The sequence below is a fragment of the Salmonella sp. SG203 genome (assembly GCF_013350575.1).
Taxonomy (GTDB): domain Bacteria; phylum Pseudomonadota; class Gammaproteobacteria; order Enterobacterales; family Enterobacteriaceae; genus Salmonella; species Salmonella enterica.
On sequence record NZ_SNMT01000007.1, the window covers coordinates 183180 to 200839 of the forward strand.

Genomic DNA, 17660 nt, shown 5'->3' on the forward strand with positions numbered 1-17660 from the left:
TAGTCAGCATGAAAAAAAATCGCGCTTTTTTGAAGTGGGCAGGGGGAAAATACCCTCTGCTTGATGATATCAAACGACATTTGCCAAAAGGCGAGTGCCTTGTCGAACCTTTTGTGGGTGCCGGATCGGTGTTTCTTAACACCGACTTTTCTCGTTATATCCTCGCCGATATCAACAGCGACCTTATTAGCCTCTATAACATCGTGAAGTTACGTACTGACGAGTATGTACAGGCTTCGCGCGAGCTGTTTATGCCTGAAACTAACCAGGCTGAGGTCTATTACCAACTCCGCGAGGAGTTCAACACCTGCCAGGACCCCTTTCGTCGGGCGGTACTGTTTTTATATCTGAACCGCTACGGTTATAACGGACTCTGTCGCTATAACTTACGCGGGGAATTTAATGTACCGTTTGGTCGTTATAAAAGACCTTACTTCCCGGAAGCGGAGTTGTACCACTTTGCAGAAAAAGCGCAGAATGCGTTCTTTTACTGTGAGTCATACGCAGACAGTATGGCGCGTGCGGACAAGTCGTCGGTGGTCTATTGCGATCCGCCTTATGCGCCGTTGTCCGCCACGGCTAACTTCACAGCGTATCACACCAATAGTTTTAGCCTGACGCAACAAGCGCATCTGGCGGAAATCGCTGAGAATCTGGTCAGTAACCGGATACCGGTGCTCATTTCCAACCATGATACGGCGCTCACACGCGAGTGGTATCAACTCGCAAAATTGCATGTCGTCAAAGTTAGACGCAGTATAAGCAGCAACGGCGGCACACGTAAAAAGGTGGACGAACTGCTGGCTCTGTACCAACCAGGAGTCGCAACGCCTGCAAGAAAATAATTCTCAAGGAGAAGCGGATGAAACAGTATTTGATTGCCCCCTCAATTCTGTCGGCTGATTTTGCTCGCCTGGGTGAAGACACCGCCAAAGCGCTGGCTGCTGGTGCTGATGTTGTACACTTTGACGTCATGGATAATCACTATGTGCCGAACCTGACTATCGGCCCGATGGTGCTGAAATCCCTGCGTCAGTACGGTATTACCGCGCCTATTGATGTCCACCTGATGGTCAAGCCAGTCGACCGTATCGTGCCCGACTTTGCCGCCGCTGGCGCGAGCATCATTACCTTTCACCCGGAAGCCTCCGAACATGTTGACCGCACGCTACAGCTGATTAAAGAACACGGCTGTAAAGCGGGGCTGGTATTCAACCCGGCAACGTCGCTCAGTTATCTCGATTACGTCATGGACAAACTGGATGTGATCCTGCTGATGTCCGTGAACCCAGGCTTCGGCGGCCAGTCTTTTATTCCGCAGACGCTGGATAAACTGCGCGAAGTGCGTCGCCGCATTGATGCGTCCGGTTACGACATTCGCCTGGAAGTGGACGGCGGCGTGAAGGTGAACAATATCGGCGAGATCGCCGCAGCAGGTGCGGACATGTTTGTTGCGGGGTCGGCAATTTTCGATAAACCCGACTATAAAAAAGTGATTGATGAAATGCGCAGTGAGCTGGCAAAGGTAACTCATGGATAAGTTGCAGAATATTCGGGGCGTCGCCTTTGATCTTGACGGCACGCTGGTGGATAGCGCGCCGGGTCTTGCCGCGGCGGTGGATATGGCGCTGTATGCGCTGGAACTGCCGGTCGCGGGCGAGGAGCGCGTGATTACCTGGATTGGTAACGGCGCAGACGTATTGATGGAACGCGCGCTGACCTGGGCTCGCCAAGAGCGCGCCACGCTGCGTAAGACGATGGGGAAACCGCCCGTTGATGAAGATATTCCTGCCGAGGAACAGGTACGCATTCTGCGTAAACTGTTCGACAGGTATTATGGCGAAGTGGTGGAAGAGGGCACTTTTTTATTTCCGCATGTCGCCGACACGCTGGGCGCGCTGCACGCCAGCGGATTGTCATTAGGTCTGGTGACGAATAAGCCGACGCCGTTCGTCGCGCCGTTGCTGGAATCGCTTGATATCGCCAAATACTTTAGTGTGGTTATCGGCGGCGATGATGTGCAAAATAAGAAGCCGCATCCGGAGCCGCTGTTGCTGGTGGCAAGCCGGCTGGGCATGATGCCGGAGCAGATGCTTTTTGTCGGCGATTCGCGTAATGATATTCAGGCTGCAAAAGCGGCGGGCTGCCCTTCGGTTGGCCTGACATACGGCTACAATTATGGCGAAGCGATCGCCCTTAGCGAGCCGGACGTCATTTATGACAGTTTTAACGATCTTTTGCCCGCACTTGGGCTTCCGCATAGCGATAACCAGGAAATAAAAAATGACTAAGCCCATCGTTTTTAGTGGCGCACAGCCCTCAGGTGAATTGACCATTGGTAACTATATGGGGGCATTGCGTCAGTGGGTAAACATGCAGGATGACTATCATTGCATCTACTGCATCGTAGACCAACATGCTATTACCGTGCGTCAGGACGCGCAGCAGCTACGTAAAGCGACGCTGGATACGCTGGCGCTGTACCTGGCATGTGGTATTGATCCTGAAAAGAGCACTATTTTCGTTCAGTCCCATGTGCCGGAACATGCGCAGCTTGGCTGGGCGCTGAACTGTTATACCTATTTCGGCGAGCTGAGCCGTATGACGCAGTTTAAAGATAAATCTGCGCGCTATGCGGAAAACATTAACGCCGGTCTGTTTGATTACCCGGTGCTGATGGCGGCAGACATCCTGCTGTACCAAACCAATCTGGTGCCGGTAGGCGAAGATCAGAAGCAGCATCTGGAACTGAGCCGTGATATCGCCCAGCGTTTTAACGGGCTGTATGGTGATATTTTCAAAGTACCGGAACCGTTTATTCCAAAATCCGGCGCGCGCGTGATGTCGTTGCTGGAGCCGACGAAGAAAATGTCCAAATCGGACGATAACCGTAATAACGTAATCGGCCTGTTGGAAGATCCGAAATCGGTAGTGAAGAAAATCAAACGAGCGGTCACTGACTCCGACGAGCCGCCGGTAGTGCGTTATGATGTGAAAGAGAAAGCGGGTGTCTCTAACCTGCTGGATATTCTTTCCGCCGTGACCGGTCAGAGCATTCCTGAACTGGAAAAACAGTTTGAAGGTAAAATGTATGGCCATTTGAAAGGTGAAGTGGCGGAGGCGGTTTCCGGAATGTTGTCTGAGTTGCAGGAGCGCTATCACCGTTTCCGCAACGACGAAGCGTTCTTGCAGAAGGTGATGAAAGACGGGGCGGAAAAAGCCAGCGCACGTGCGGCCGAAACGCTGAAAGCCGTTTACGAAGCCATTGGTTTTGTGGCGAAACCGTAAGGGTTATTGCGTGCCCGATGGCGCTAGCTTATCGGGCCTACCAACGAACGTAAGTTGGACAAGGCACCTGTGCCGTACCGTTTATCAGAACTGTAAAAAAACCGGGAAATCCCGGTTTTTTTTGTATCTGCGCAGTCGTTTCTATTATTGATCGGCAGCCGGGCCGCAACCGCCAATAATTTTAGAAATAGAAATTGCAGGGTGCAGCAAATAATCGTAGCTGCAGTTATTTTTTTTGTTTTCGATATGACCAGTACAGGCGGTAAGCGTCGCCAGAACCCCTGCCACAACGGCAATTTTTACAAATTTAAACATTTCAAAATCCTTGTTGATAAAACGAGCACTACTGGTGGAATAAATATAAGATCTATTTAGCGTATAGTACGATAGCAATTATTAAACTATACAGGTAGTCCAAATAAGGACTTTATCTTTACCAGGGGATATGATTTAAAAAGGCCGCTTAATAATAAGCGGCCTGTATTAGTGTTATATAATGTCGTTTATTTAACGAAATGTTTTCTTAACGTTAAGCATAAAGCCTTTATCGCTGATACCGTCCTCCTTCCACTGGTATGCATCCAGATGTAGCGCGGTATCATTGCTGCTATATTTCACGCCGATGGTTGCCAGACCATTAACGCCGCCGCCTTTTTGACCGTCATCCACGCCGAACGATTGACCCGCCGCACCCTGTAATGACGCTGTACGCTGGCTCTTGCTGTAGCTCAGGTTCGGGCCGCCTTCCAGGGTAGCGGTGGCGCTCCAGCCGTCTTTCCCGGCGTAATCCAGCTTCAGGCCGACAATAGAGTCTACCGCTGTTTCGCTGCCAGAGTTCATCGACAGGTTAAAATCGCCAGCGTTGCGCTCTTTGTAACCATCTTCCATGGTGTGACGGAATTTCACCCCGGCATACGGCGTCACTTTCAGCGCATCGTCCATCAGGGAGAAGGTTTTCGCCCCCTCGCTACGGAATTCCATGTACTGCTGACGAGCATCGGAATCGGCAATTTTGTTAACATCGCCATAGGCGACAGAACGGCTGCTGTCGAGGTTGTGTACGTCATAACGTAGGCTGTTATTCCACGCCAGACCTTCATCAAACGCCATGCTGTGCTTCAGACCAAAGAACTGGCTGTAGCCGCCGGTCAGGCCGTTGTCGCCCGCTTTTTGCGAACCATCGCCGTCCAGACGGGCGATACCGTATTCCAGCGTCAGGTTCTGGTTTTCGGTTAAGTCCAGTTTCTGACGCAGCGCCAGCATGTCGTACTGGGTGTCGTTGCCCAGCTCGGCGCGCGGGTCGCCTTTCGCCACCACGTTAAACGCCAGGCCGTCTTTAATCTGCGGCGCGGCGTCGGCCAGCATGTTGAAGCGGTTGCTTAATACCCGGGCTTCACGGAATACCGTATTGGCCTGGCTGCCGCTCACCTGTTTCAGCGCACTGTTGAGTTCAGCGGTGGTGCCAACGTTAAGGCTGGTGTACAGCTCGTTGTTGGTGTAACCGGCGTCCAGCGCCTGCGCCACGTCAGACACGCTACCGTCGGTCGCCACATCGGCATAGGCGTTTTTGGTCATGGTGACGTCAAAGTTGCCGTCACTGTCCTGGCTGCCCTGGGCGTTCCACACCACGCTGGTGGAGGTGATGTTGTCCGCGCCCTGGATATTGCTGCCGGTGAAGGCGTTATCCACCACCACGGTGGTATCCGCCGTGCCGCTGGTAAAGCCGGTATCCACCTTCACGTTGTCGCCAATCACCAGATTGTTGGCTTTCAGCGTACCGGAACTGCCGTCGGCGTTGGTGCCGACAATATAGTTGGAGAGCTGCTGCGGCGCGTTGGGATCCGCTGGCGGCGTGGGGATATTACCCTCGGTCGGAGCGGTGGACGCATTCGGGATCACAATATCCGCCGTACCGTTGTGGTCGTTTTGCGTACCGGTGGTGCCAGGGGCGTAGATGTCGCAGCCGCTGTCGCACAGCAGGTTGATTTCGCCGTTGTTGATGATGGCTTTGGTCTGGCCGCCAAACGCATACGAATCATCGGCGTAAACGTTGATCACGCCGTCTGCGGTGTTGTTAATGGTGGTGGCTTTACCGTTGCCTTTGATGCCGATAAGCCCGGTGCCGTTGGTGCCGTCCTCCTTGCCCTGCTCGGTTCCGACGTTGATGGTGCCGCTGTTGACCAGGTTAATCTCATAGCTGCTGGTACCACCGCTAATCGCCACGGCGTTATCGCCCTGCACGTTGATGGTGCCCTGGTTGCCGAAGTTATAGCCACGGCCCAGATTGATCAGCGGCGCATCCGGGTTAATACCGTTAATCACGCCGGTTGCGGTGTTCCAGATCCATTTGGGACTGTTACTGCCGTTGGTCGTGGTGATGGCGCTGTAGCCGTTAGTGGCGGTGATAGTGCCACTGTTAACCTGAGAGATAGAATCGTCAACGCGCGTCATGTTGATGATGGTGTTCTCGCCGCCTTCCACCGCGCTGCCGCTGTTGGTAAGCGTTGCGCCCTGCTGGTTATAGAAGTAGAAGCTGCCGCTGACCAGCGATTTGCCGTCTTCCGCCACCGTCATGTTGCCGGTGTTAACGATTTCCTGCTTGTAGCTGTCACCCGCGATGGAGCCGGTAAAATCACCATCATTGTAAAGGGTGATGTCGCCGTTAAGGGTTAACAGATCGGTGGTGATGCTGCCGCCCTTTTCATTAAAGAGGCTGTGCCAGGTGGAGATAGTGTCCGCGTCCAGCGTCCCGTAGTTGGCCAGCGCGTTAGCCCCGCCGTAAATCGTCAGGCTACCGTTGACGGTGAGCGAGGCACCGGCCTCGTTGTACAGCCAGCCGCCATTAACATCCACATCCCCGTTCAGGGTTTCAGTTCCGTAGTTGGCCAGCGTGCCGTTGGTGAAGAACCCCTTGTCAGAGGTTTGCGTGTCGATGTCGCCGCTGCCGGGCAGGGACTGGATCCAGATTTTATCCGTTGGCGTACCGCCCATGTGTGAATCAGTCTCATCCATCGGGCTGCCGTTGAGGTTGATGGAGCCGTTATTGATGATGTAGCTGGAACTGTCGCTCAGAAACGCCTGACCGTAATCGGCGTCAATGTTAATCACGCCGGTGGTATCGTTGATGACGACGCCGCCGTTCAGCGCCGCCATGCCGACCAACTCGTTTTCCTGTCCAGTCACGCCCTCATCGGCGGTCAGGGTGATCACGCCCTGGTTAATGGCGCTGCCGCCATTAAGCGCCATCATGCCGAACCCGGCGTTATTAACGGTAATCTTACCGGTGTTGATGGCGGTGGCGTCGCCATAACCGCTGTCGGTGGTGCCTGCGACCATCGCGGCGCTGGTGACATAAAGGCTCGGTGGCGCCCAGTAAGTTTTGCCGGTGATATTGTTTTCCTCATCCAGCGTCGGGACAAAGCCGTCCAGGTAGATATCACCCGCATTGAGCGCAGTACCTTTACTGGCGGATACGCCGTATACCCCTGCGCCCTGCAAATATATGGTGGCGCCGGCGTCGTTGCTCACCTCGCCGTAATCCTCTGCCAGCATGGCGTACAGGGTATTTTTGAACCAGATTAGTGGGAAGTTGCCCGCGCCGGTGCTCGAAAACGGAGTTAATGATGAAACTAAGGTGATTGTCCCTTCCGCTTCATTATTAACGGTGGAACCCTGGCCGTTAGCCGCGGCGATCGCATTACGGCTGGACGTCCCTGTTGTGGCATACGCGGTAATTTTGCCGCTGTTTTGTGCCTGTGCGCCGCTATCCGCCAGTAATAAAGCGACGGCGCCATCGTCAACGACAGTGCCCTGATTATTGATTGAGGAGCCCTCGCCGCTGGCGGTTAACAGGGCCTGCGTCATGTAATAATTAGAAGAAATAACCGTTTCATTGATATTAATCGTTGAGTTTTGATCTAACGTTAAGTTGCCGCCATTTCTCACATTCGCCAGCGTCACCGCACCGCCGGGGACGGTGGCGATATTGAGCGTGGATTCACCGCTTAGCGTTACGCTACTGTCTCCGCTGATATTTATACCGGTAACGGCCGATTCGAGGCCATCAGCATCTTCGGTGTAGTTGATATTAATACCGCCGGCTAAGTCCACGGTATTGCCATCACCCGCCACATCAAGGCCAACGGTATTCAGATATTGCCCGTCCACGTTGCTCATATCGCTGACGTTAATATTGAGCGTGCCGGTCAGGTCCACCGCATTATTGCTGCCGCTGATAGACATCCCCAGAAGGGTATCGCTGCTGCCGGCCATCACGCTGTCTTTGTCATAGTCGCCGTTGACCGTGACGCTGCCGACAATATTCAGCGTGTTGTTATCCCCCGTCATGTCGAGGCCCGTCGCGCCACGATAAACGTTATCGCCGTCCTCTGTTGCGGTGACATTAATATCGCCATCCAGCGTCGCCTGCGACGTATCACCGCTCACCAGCGCGCCGGTGCCGTTAAGGGTGATATCAATATTCCCCTTGTTTTTGAAGGTGTTTTGTTCGCCTGCGACCACAAAACCCACTGAGTCTGCGTCACGCACGGTGGCGTTGCCGGTATTTTTGGCTTCGTTGCCGCTGCCGTAGGTGATAATACCCATCGCGCCGTCGGTGACCAGCAGGTCGCCCGCCTGGGTCAGGCTGCTGTTGTCGCCATTAATAATCGCCGCCGCAGAACCTGCGCCATCGACGGCGATATCGCCGGTATTGGCGATACGGGCGCCGTCGCCGTTAATCTGCGTACCAATGGCGCCGCCGGAGATAGTCTGATTACCTTCATTGATAATGAGCGCATTGTCGCCGTCGATATGCAGCGCCGTGGAGCCTGCGCCGCTGACGGTGGTATCCCCGGCGTTATCGATAACTGTGTTATCGCCGGTGATGTGAGCACCGGTGCCGCCATCGGTGATGGTCATATCACCGTCATTGTTGACGCGGGCGTTATTGCCGTCAATGACGGTGCCGGTGGAGCCTGTGCCGTTGATGGTGGAGGTACCAGTATTCTTAATCGTGGCGTTGTCGCCGTCGATGATGATGGCGGTGCCGCCGCCGCTCACGGCAATGTCACCGGCGAAATTGGTGGTGGTGCCGTTGCCGGAAATCAGCGCGCCGGTGGCGTTGTCCACCGTTGAGTGGCCCGAAATGGTGTTGGTGGTGCCATCGCCAGTGATCACCATGCCGATGGCGCCGTCGGTCACACTGGAACCCCCGGTGAGCGTGTTGACGGTTCGATTGCCGGAAATAATCACGCCGGTGCGATCCTGGCCGCTGATATCCATGCCGCGATCGGAGGTATGCGATTCGCCGTCGCCGCTGATAACGGTGGTTTTATCGTCGGCAAGGATCAGATAGCCCCGGCTGTCATACTTCCAGTAGAGACCATTTTCCTGGGTGCCTTCAATCACGGCGGCATTAGCGTCGGTCACGTCCCAACCGGTGACGTTCAGCGTTTTGCCGTCCAGGGTGGTGAGCTGCCACTGGTTGTTCTGTTCTGAATAATTCCACACGGCACCCTCGAGAACGCTGCCGCTATCCAGTTTGAAGCTATCGAAGGCCAGGGTGTCTTTGCCTTTATCGATGGTGACGCCGTTGCTGAAGGTTATAACAGAGTCATCCGGGGGCGTGTCGTCGTCATCGGGCGGGGTCACATCGTCATCGCCGCTATCATCGGGCGGGGTCACATCGTCATCGCCGCTATCATCGGGCGGGGTTACATCGTCATCGCCGCTATCGTCGGGCGGGGTTACATCGTCATCGCCGCTATCGTCGGGCGGGGTTACATCGTCATCGCCGCTATCGTCGGGCGGGGTTACATCGTCATCGCCGCTATCGTCGGGTGGGGTTACATCGTCATCGCCGCTATCGTCGGGTGGGGTCACATCGTCATCGCCGCTATCATCGGGCGGGGTTACATCGTCATCGCCGCTATCATCGGGCGGGGTTACATCGTCATCGCCGCTATCGTCGGGCGGGGTTACATCGTCATCGCCGCTATCGTCGGGCGGGGTTACATCGTCATCGCCGCTATCATCGGGCGGGGTCACATCGTCATCGCTGCCATCGTCAGGCGGGGTGACATTGCCGCCATCGTCGGGCGTAGGGGGAATATAAGAATGAGTAGAATCTCCGCCACCGTTATTTTCAACGCCAATAGCCACACCCGCGACCAGTGCGGCAACGCCGCCAGCAACCCAGCCCCAGTGATTATCATTTTCAGGTAATGTAGCAAGGCAGGTCGGTGAGAGTTTTGCGCGTTTTTCTTTAGGCAGGGAGGCGATATTACTGGGACATTCTTTTTCATCATCGTTATTCTCTGCGGCGATGGCCGGAATGTAATAACTTTGCAGCGTTAAAGCGATAGCGATAGAAATAAGTTTTTTCTTTTGCATAGAGTTCATCCTTAATTAATATTTCCTTGCGTACTAAACATATGCGGATAGCGATACAGGCAATGATGAAATAGCCAGAAGAAAATTATGATTTAGTGTTTATTTTATCACCCGATAACCAGGTTAGGTCAAATTGAAGGCTTAACGATATTATTTATTGGGTGAATGAATAACGGGTGAATTTGACGAATGAAAGGGTTTTTACGCAATATAATTGCTATTTAAATTCGTTTGGTGTATTTAAAATGGATTGCTTAATTCAATTTTAAGTAAAAATAATTTTAGATTACGAGTAGTTGTAAAATAAAGCCCTGAATAACAGGGCTTTATTTTAATTAATGATTAGAGAACCAATTTAATTTATCGCGTAAGGCTACCACGCGACCAACGATAATCAGCGCCGGGCTTTCAACCTGTTGCGCTAATTCACCGAGCTGCGTCAGCACACCGTGAACGACGCGTTGCTTTACGGAGGTACCGTTTTCCACCAGCGCAACCGGCATATTGGCCTCCATACCGAATGCGATCAGTTTTTCCTGGATAGTCGCTGCCTGATTCAGCCCCATGTAGAACACCAGCGTCTGTTTTTCTGCCGCCAGGTTTTCCCAGTCCAGCTCGCCGCCGGTTTTCAGGTGACCCGTGACCAGACGTACGCTCTGTGCGTAATCGCGATGGGTTAGCGGAATACCGGAGTAGGCGGAGCAGCCAGAAGCCGCGGTAATCCCCGGTACTACTGAGAAAGGAATACCGGCATGACACAGCGTTTCCAGCTCTTCGCCGCCGCGACCAAAGATAAAGGGATCGCCGCCTTTCAGGCGTACCACGCGTTTACCTTTTTGCGCTTCACGCAGCAGGATCTGGTTGATTTCCTCCTGTGGGACGCAGTGGTAACCCGCGCGTTTCCCCACAAAGACCCGATCGGCATCGCGGCGTACCAGGTTCATAATGTCGTCGGAAACGAGGCGATCGTAAACCACGATATCCGCCTGTTGGATTTGTTGTAATCCTTTCAGCGTAAGCAGCCCGGCATCGCCCGGTCCGGCACCGACCAGCACGACTTCGCCACGGTGATCCAGCGGTTCGCTAAACAGGCGTTCGGTTGTCGCGTTAACCGCTTTCTCATCGGCATTCGCCAGCGACTGCGCCAGCCGGTCATTGACGAAAAATTTTTCCCAGAAGCGACGACGTTCGCCCATGGTGGCAAACTGCTTTTTCACTCGGGCGCGGAGTTGCCCGGCATAGCGCGCGACCTGCCCCAGATGCTGCGGCAGCAGCGATTCCAGTTTCTCGCGCAGCAGACGCGCCAGCACCGGGGAAGTGCCGCCCGAGGAGACGGCGACCATCAGCGGCGAGCGGTCAATAATGGAGGGCATGATAAAGCTGGCGGCTTTCGGCGCATCCACCACGTTGCAGAAGATACGGCGTGACTCCGACGCGTCGCTGACGCGCTGGTTGACGGTATCGTCGTCAGTGGCCGCGATCGCCAGCCAACACGAGTCGAGAAGCGTTTCGTCGAACGGTCCCTCAACCAGAGTCAACATGCCTTCATTTGCCCATACGGTGAACTGTGGAATAAAGGTCAGCGCATTGACCGTTAAACGTGCGCCTGCTTCCAGCAATAACCGTGCTTTGCGTTCTGCGACATCGCCACCGCCGACGATCAGACAGTCGCGGTCGCGTAATTGACAAAATATAGGCAAATGGTCCACGACATTACCCCTTAATGGTTGGCTGTAACCTTAATTTGGTTGGTTTTTTGCGGAACAGGACGCTCCGATTTCGGCGTAGCATACCAATAACCCAATCCCATGAACACGACGCCGGACAAAGTATTACCCAGAGTGACCCATAACAGGTTGTGTCCGATTCCGGACAGGGTATAGGCGTCGCTGTGATGACCAAACCAGGAGAGGGCGAACAGCGTCATATTCGCGACGGAGTGCTCGTAGCCGGAAGCGATAAACGCCAGCAGACACCACCAGATAGCAAGAAATTTTGCCGTGCCTTCGGTGCGGATTGCCATCCAGATTGCCAGACAAACCAGCCAGTTACACAGCGCGCCTTTGAAGAACAGTACCGTGGCGGGCGCGGTGGTTTTCGCCAGCGCGACTGAGTGAACGATGCTGGTATCGACCGGCAACAAACTGCCGCCTCCCCAGCTGTAAAGCAGGGCGACAAACACGGAACCGACCAGGTTGCCGAGCCAGGTTTGCGGCAGGATAGCCCACATTTGACCGTGGCTGATGGTGCCTGCTTTGACGCCCAGCGTCAGGAACATGGTGTGGCCGGTAAACAGTTCGGAACCGGCGATGATGACCAGCGTTAAGGCGATACCGAAGGTCGCTCCCATCACCAAAGGACGCACGGACGGGTCGAGCAGATTGCCGAGGGTGAAAATAAGAATGATGCCGAGACCGACATAAGCCCCGGCCATTGCCGAACTGACCCAGAAGCCGAGCGGATTATTCGCCGACAGGCGTGCGATGCGCGCAGCGTTAGCCGCACACTTATTGATAGTGTCTGTAAACATTTGATTATCCTTGAAGTACAAAAAATAAAAAGAAATCGTAACCGTAGGCCGGATAAGGCATTTATGCCGCCATCCGGCAATGTGCTTTTGCAATTGCCTGATGGCGCTACGCTTATCAGGCCTACCAATAAAAGACCTACAAGTACGTCAAAAAAGGGGAGGCGTTGCGCCTCCCAAAAATAATTAACCGCGCAACTGCACCACGCCGTCTTTTACCCGCGCGTCGTACTGTTTCACAGAGAACTGCTCATCTTCCATGCACAGCCCATCGCTCAGGCGGAAGCGCTGCTTTTTCAACGGGCTGGCGACCCACAGTTCGCCCTGGTGTTCCGCAATCAGCCCACGAGACAGCACACTGGCCTCAAAGAACGGGTCGATATTGCTGATCGCAAACACCTGATCGCTATGGTAAGGACGGAAAATCGCCACCTGCTCGCCGCCTGACAGCGCGCAGACGCCGGTTCCCGGCAGGATGTCATCAATTTTGCAGATGTTTTGCCACTGGCTCATGCGTTTTCCTCCACCAGAGTGACCGGGATGCGTTCATACGGCGTGGCCGGACGATGCTGTTCGCGTTCAGGCACAACCTGGACAGTTGGGTCGCGTTTGTCGCTGTTGATGAAGTGTTTGAAACGAACCTGCGCCGCTGGCGTGTTGACGGTCTCCGTCCACTCGCAGACCACCGCTGCACGCAGGCGCGCCATCTCTTCTTCCAGATGTTCGTTCAGGCCCAGCTTATCGTCGATGATGACCGATTTCAGATACTCGATGCCGCCTTCCAGATTATCCAGCCACGGCGCGGTACGGGTCAGTTTGTCGGCAGTACGGATGTAGAACATCATAAAGCGGTCGAGGTACTTGATCAGCGTGTCGCGATCGAGATCGGCTGCCAGCAGATCCGCATGACGCGGTTTCATGCCGCCGTTACCGCAGACGTACAGGTTCCAGCCTTTTTCTGTCGCGATAATGCCGACATCTTTGCCCTGCGCTTCCGCACATTCACGGGTACAGCCGGAGACGCCGAACTTCATTTTGTGCGGGGTACGAATGCCTTTGTAGCGGTTTTCCAGCTCGACGCCGAAACCGACGCTGTCGCCCACGCCGTAGCGGCACCAGGTGCTGCCGACGCAGGTTTTCGCCATCCGCAGCGCTTTGGCGTACGCGTGACCGGTTTCGAAACCGGCTTCAATCAACTGACGCCAGATTTCCGGCAGATCGTCTTTTTGCGCGCCAAACAGGCCGATACGCTGAGAACCGGTGATTTTGGTATAGAGGTTAAACTCGCGGGCGATACGCCCCACGGCCACCAGACCCTCCGGGGTGATTTCACCGCCCGCCGAGCGCGGGATCACCGAGTAGGTGCCGTCTTTCTGAATATTCGCCAGGAAGTTATCGTTAGTATCCTGCAGCGGCGTGTGCTGCGGCTTGAGGATGTATTCGTTCCAGCACGACGCCAGCAGCGAACCGACGGTCGGCTTACACACTTCGCAGCCGTAGCCTTTACCGTGTTTCGCCAGCAGTTCTTCAAAGGTTTTGATACCTTCCACGCGGATTAAGTGGAACAGTTCCTGACGAGAATAAGCAAAGTGCTCGCACAGGTTGTTGTTGACTTCAATACCCTGTTTCGCCAGTTCGGCGTTCAGTACCTGCGTCACCAGCGGGATGCAGCCGCCGCAGCCGGTTCCGGCTTTGGTTTCCGCTTTCAGCGCCGCCACGGTATGGCAGCCTTTATTGATAGCGGCGATCAGATCGCCTTTAGTCACATCGAAGCAGGAGCAGATCTGCGCGCTGTCCGGCAGTTTATCCACGCCGATAGCGGGTTTACCACTGCCCGCGTGCGACGGCAGGATCAGCGAATCCGGGTTTTCCGGCAGTTCGATGGCGTTCAGTACCAGTTGCAGCAAATTGCCGTAATCGCTGGTGTCGCCGACCAGTACTGCGCCGAGCAGCGTTTTGTTATCTTCGCTGACAATTAGACGTTTGTAGACTTCTTTGCTTTCATCGAGGTAAACGTAACTACGCGCGCCCGGCGTGCGGCCATGCGCGTCGCCGATGCCGCCGACGTCCACGCCCAGCAGCTTCAGCTTGGCGCTGAGATCCGCCCCTTCAAAGGCGTTTTCACTGCCGAGGATATGGTCAACGGCGACCTGGGCCATTTTATAGCCTGGTGCGACCAGACCGTAAACGCGGTTGTTCCAACTGGCGCACTCGCCGATAGCGTAGATATCCGGGTCGGACGTCTGGCAGGTGTCGTTAATCACGATCCCGCCGCGCTGCGCGACGGCCAGACCGCACTGGGTAGCCAGCTTGTCGCGGGGGCGAATACCGGTAGAGAAGACGATAAAATCGACTTCCAGCTCGCTGCCATCGGCAAAACGCATAGTCTTACGCGCTTCGTTACCCTGCTGAACAATCTCTTGCGTGTTTTTACTGGTGTGTACACGCACGCCCATGCTTTCGATCTTGCGACGTAGCTGCTCGCCGCCCATTTGATCGAGTTGTTCCGCCATCAGCATTGGCGCAAATTCAATGACGTGCGTTTCCACGCCGAGGTTTTTCAGCGCGCCAGCGGCTTCCAGCCCCAGCAGACCGCCGCCGACCACCGCCCCGCGCTTGCTGCGGCGGGCGCAGGCTTCGATAGCGTTGAGGTCTTCAATGGTACGGTAAACGAAGCAATCCTGGGTTTCGGAGCCTTTAATCGGCGGAATCCACGGATAGGAACCGGTCGCCATGATCAGCTTGTCATAATAAACGGTACGACCCGCGCTGGAGTGAATCACTTTCTCCTGACGGTTAATGGTAATTGCGCGTTCGCCAACCAGTACCTTTACGCCGTGCTTCTCGTAAAATCCTTCACGCACCAGAGAGAGCTCTTCCGCGGTGTGGTGAGAGAAGTAGGATGACAGGTGGACACGGTCATAGGCTTTACGGGGTTCTTCACAGAACACGGTAATGTCGAACAGGCTAGCGTCGGATTTATCAAGGAGATCCTCAATAAAGCGGTGGCCGACCATACCATTACCGATAATAGCGAGTCTGACTTTGCTCATTTTTGCCTCGATTTCTTTTCTATTACCGCCTACCTTAACGATTCAGCAACCCCGCTTATTGATGTAAATCAAATTCACCTTTATATACCTCTTAATGGGTATATGGCTGATTTGTCTGGATTTTTATAAGTGGCGGAATTGTCAGGCTTTTCAGGTTTGTACAAATAACATACAAAATGAGGGGTTTTTAGGCCAACAGGCCTACCCCGTCAGGAGGGGATAGAGTGCCGGAGGGCGACGTCGCCTTATCCGGCCTACCAATAGCTTACGCTGTAGGCCGGATAAGACGCATCGCGTCGCCATCCGGCAATCATTATCAATGCGCCGCTGGCGAACTATGCTGGCGATGACGGGAGACAAAGCCGAGCGCAAAGCACATCACAAAGACCACCGCATACAGACCATTCGCGGTGAGTAACGCCGCCTGTGGACCGCTGTGCGCCACAATCGGGCCGGTGACGACGAAGGTCAGCATCGTTCCGATAGTGCCGCAGGTCAGAATAAAGTTAACCAGCTTAGGCGAGGCCACTTTCGTTTGCTGCGATCCCAGCGTAATGATGGAGGTATAAATGGCGCTGGAGAAGAAGCCCAGCGTCAGAATAAACCACGGCATATGCGCCTGCGTGCCGGTAATAAACAGATACATCAGTACCGCCGCCATACCCGCCAGTACGGTCAGAATGCGTTGCAGATCGAAAAAGCGCAGGATAAAGCTGAACGCCCACATGCCAAACATATAGGACATCCAGAAATCACTCACCAGCGCCCCGGCGTCATTCAGGCTCATGCCGAGGCCTTTGGCGTATTCCGGCACCCAGGAGATAAAGCCTAATTGACCGAGGATATAGCACAGCGCGGCGACGGCCAGAAACAGTACGCCAATGCCCCATTTTTCTTTGACGACAGGCGCCTGAGAGTGCTGCGCATGTTTACCCAGCGCCGGAAATTCACAGCCGAAGGTCAGGATGAAAATCGCCAGGTAGACCAGGCCGATGCAGGCGTAGACCCAGTACCACTCAATACTACGCGCCAGCAGGAAGGCGGCGACCATAGGAAAAATCATCCCCGCCATGCTGAAGAAGGAGTCGGTAAACAGCAGTCGGGAACCGCGCTGACGCCCTTCATACAGTTGCGTAATCAGGAAGGTGCCAATCGACATGGTGATCCCGCTGACCAGCCCCAGCACAAACATCGCCGCTGAGAACAACGCCAGGCTATGGCTGAACATCAGCCCGGCCACCGCCAGCACCATCAGGATAAAACCAAAGCGTAGCTGTGTTTTCAGCGGGATGATTTCCATCAGCCACGCATTGAGGAAGATCGAGATCAAAATCCCGGCATTCAGGAAAGTAAAGGTGTTACTCATGCTGGAAACGAGCAGCTGAAAATAGTCTGCGATATTTCCCATCACCATCCCGGTGACAATCACCAGCGCCCCGGTCAGGGCGTAGGAAAGAAAGCTGATCCATGTGAGCTTGATGCGGTTGCTGTTAGTCATGTCTGGCCTTGAAGAGAAGTGAAGCGCGTGGAGGGCGCGTTAAGCGGGCAGATTTTAGGCGCTTTTGTGATGCATTTAAATAATTATTAGTGATAGTAATGTTCATTACATTTTTTAATGTGATGTTTGTCACATCATATTGCAAGGACAAGGCGTTGCGTCGTAACGTTACATTTGTTTCATGTACGTAAAATTAGGTAAAGGGCTGGCCTGGCCCAGGAAGGCTCTTTAGAATCATTCCACTTGCTTTATTTCTGCTCTCTTTAAGGAAATCTCATGCTCAAATCGACTCTGGCGGCTGTCGCAGCTGTTTTCGCTCTTTCTGCTCTTTCTCCCGTAGCGTTGGCAGCAAAAGGTGATCCTCATGTGCTGTTAACCACCTCCGCCGGGAATATTGAGCTGGAGCTGAACAGCCAGAAAGCGCCGGTTTCTGTGAAAAACTTTGTCGATTACGTCAACAGTGGTTTCTATAACAACACTACGTTTCACCGCGTTATTCCTGGCTTTATGATTCAGGGTGGTGGTTTTAACGAGCAGATGCAGCAGAAGAAACCGAATCCGCCGATTAAGAATGAAGCCGACAACGGTCTGCGTAATACTCGCGGCACGATCGCGATGGCTCGCACCGCAGATAAAGACAGCGCCACCAGCCAGTTCTTTATTAACGTCGCGGATAACGCTTTTCTCGACCACGGCCAGCGCGACTTTGGCTATGCGGTATTTGGTAAAGTGGTAAAAGGTATGGATGTCGCCGATAAAATCTCACAGGTACCGACGCACGATGTCGGGCCTTATCAGAATGTGCCGACAAAACCAGTCGTTATCCTTTCCGCGAAAGTCCTGCCATAAAACATGCCTGCGCGGGTGCGAGCCGCCCGCGTTTTCTCCCTGTCTCAGCGTA

The 17660-nt window shown here is 54.2% G+C and carries 12 protein-coding genes; 5 read left to right on the top strand and 7 right to left on the bottom strand.

All coding sequences use genetic code 11. The features are described from left to right. The first annotated feature begins 8 nt into the window (after nt 1–8). The 4 genes from dam to trpS are packed head-to-tail and all read left to right on the top strand — an operon-like array spanning nt 9 to nt 3288. Entirely contained in the window at nt 9–845 is an 837-nt protein-coding gene (dam, locus tag HV477_RS12865; RefSeq protein WP_000742132.1) for an adenine-specific DNA-methyltransferase, read from the top strand. 17 nt (nt 846–862) lie between these two features. Then, nucleotides 863–1540: a ribulose-phosphate 3-epimerase gene (gene rpe, locus HV477_RS12870; RefSeq protein ID WP_000816287.1), complete on the top strand. Its 678-nt coding sequence runs from the start codon at nt 863–865 to the stop codon at nt 1538–1540. Beyond that, the gene (gene gph, locus HV477_RS12875) at nt 1533–2291 is read left to right on the top strand and encodes a phosphoglycolate phosphatase (protein ID WP_175065040.1); all 759 of its coding nucleotides are present in this window, start codon (nt 1533–1535) and stop codon (nt 2289–2291) included. The genes rpe and gph overlap by 8 nt, the downstream gene beginning before the upstream one ends. Beyond that, on the top strand, nt 2284–3288 hold the full coding sequence (trpS, locus tag HV477_RS12880; protein WP_000165562.1) for a tryptophan--tRNA ligase: 1005 nt from the start codon (nt 2284–2286) through the stop codon (nt 3286–3288). Before gph ends, trpS begins: the two co-directional genes overlap by 8 nt. 144 nt (nt 3289–3432) lie before the next feature. Here trpS and HV477_RS12885 read toward each other — a convergent pair whose 3' ends face one another. The 7 genes from HV477_RS12885 to tsgA all read right to left on the bottom strand — a co-directional run bounded on the left by HV477_RS12885 (nt 3433) and on the right by tsgA (nt 16759). Further along, nucleotides 3433–3603 (bottom strand): YhfL family protein, encoded by a 171-nt coding sequence (locus tag HV477_RS12885; protein WP_000472323.1) that lies wholly within the window; start codon nt 3601–3603, stop codon nt 3433–3435. Nucleotides 3604–3795: 192 nt separating this feature from the next. Continuing rightward, entirely contained in the window at nt 3796–9690 is a 5895-nt protein-coding gene (gene bigA, locus HV477_RS12890; protein WP_131535271.1) for an autotransporter adhesin BigA, read from the bottom strand. Nucleotides 9691–10016: 326 nt separating this feature from the next. Then, complete coding sequence (gene cysG / locus HV477_RS12895; protein ID WP_079898850.1) at nt 10017–11390, bottom strand: siroheme synthase CysG; 1374 nt, start codon at nt 11388–11390, stop codon at nt 10017–10019. 11 nt (nt 11391–11401) lie between these two features. Then, complete coding sequence (nirC, locus tag HV477_RS12900) at nt 11402–12211, bottom strand: nitrite transporter NirC (RefSeq protein ID WP_000493576.1); 810 nt, start codon at nt 12209–12211, stop codon at nt 11402–11404. Nucleotides 12212–12394: 183 nt separating this feature from the next. Then, nucleotides 12395–12721, bottom strand: a complete 327-nt coding sequence (nirD, locus tag HV477_RS12905; RefSeq protein ID WP_000084817.1) for a nitrite reductase small subunit NirD — start codon at nt 12719–12721, stop codon at nt 12395–12397. After that, nucleotides 12718–15261 (bottom strand): NADPH-nitrite reductase large subunit, encoded by a 2544-nt coding sequence (gene nirB / locus HV477_RS12910; protein WP_000049248.1) that lies wholly within the window; start codon nt 15259–15261, stop codon nt 12718–12720. The genes nirD and nirB overlap by 4 nt, the downstream gene beginning before the upstream one ends. A gap of 316 nt (nt 15262–15577) precedes the next feature. After that, nucleotides 15578–16759: an MFS transporter TsgA gene (gene tsgA, locus HV477_RS12915; RefSeq protein WP_079898849.1), complete on the bottom strand. Its 1182-nt coding sequence runs from the start codon at nt 16757–16759 to the stop codon at nt 15578–15580. Between the two features lie 276 nt (nt 16760–17035). On the opposite strand from tsgA, the gene ppiA reads away from it, so the two are divergent. Continuing rightward, nucleotides 17036–17608, top strand: coding sequence for a peptidylprolyl isomerase A (ppiA, locus tag HV477_RS12920; RefSeq protein ID WP_000920482.1), 573 nt, complete (start codon nt 17036–17038; stop codon nt 17606–17608). Nucleotides 17609–17660 lie beyond the last annotated feature (52 nt).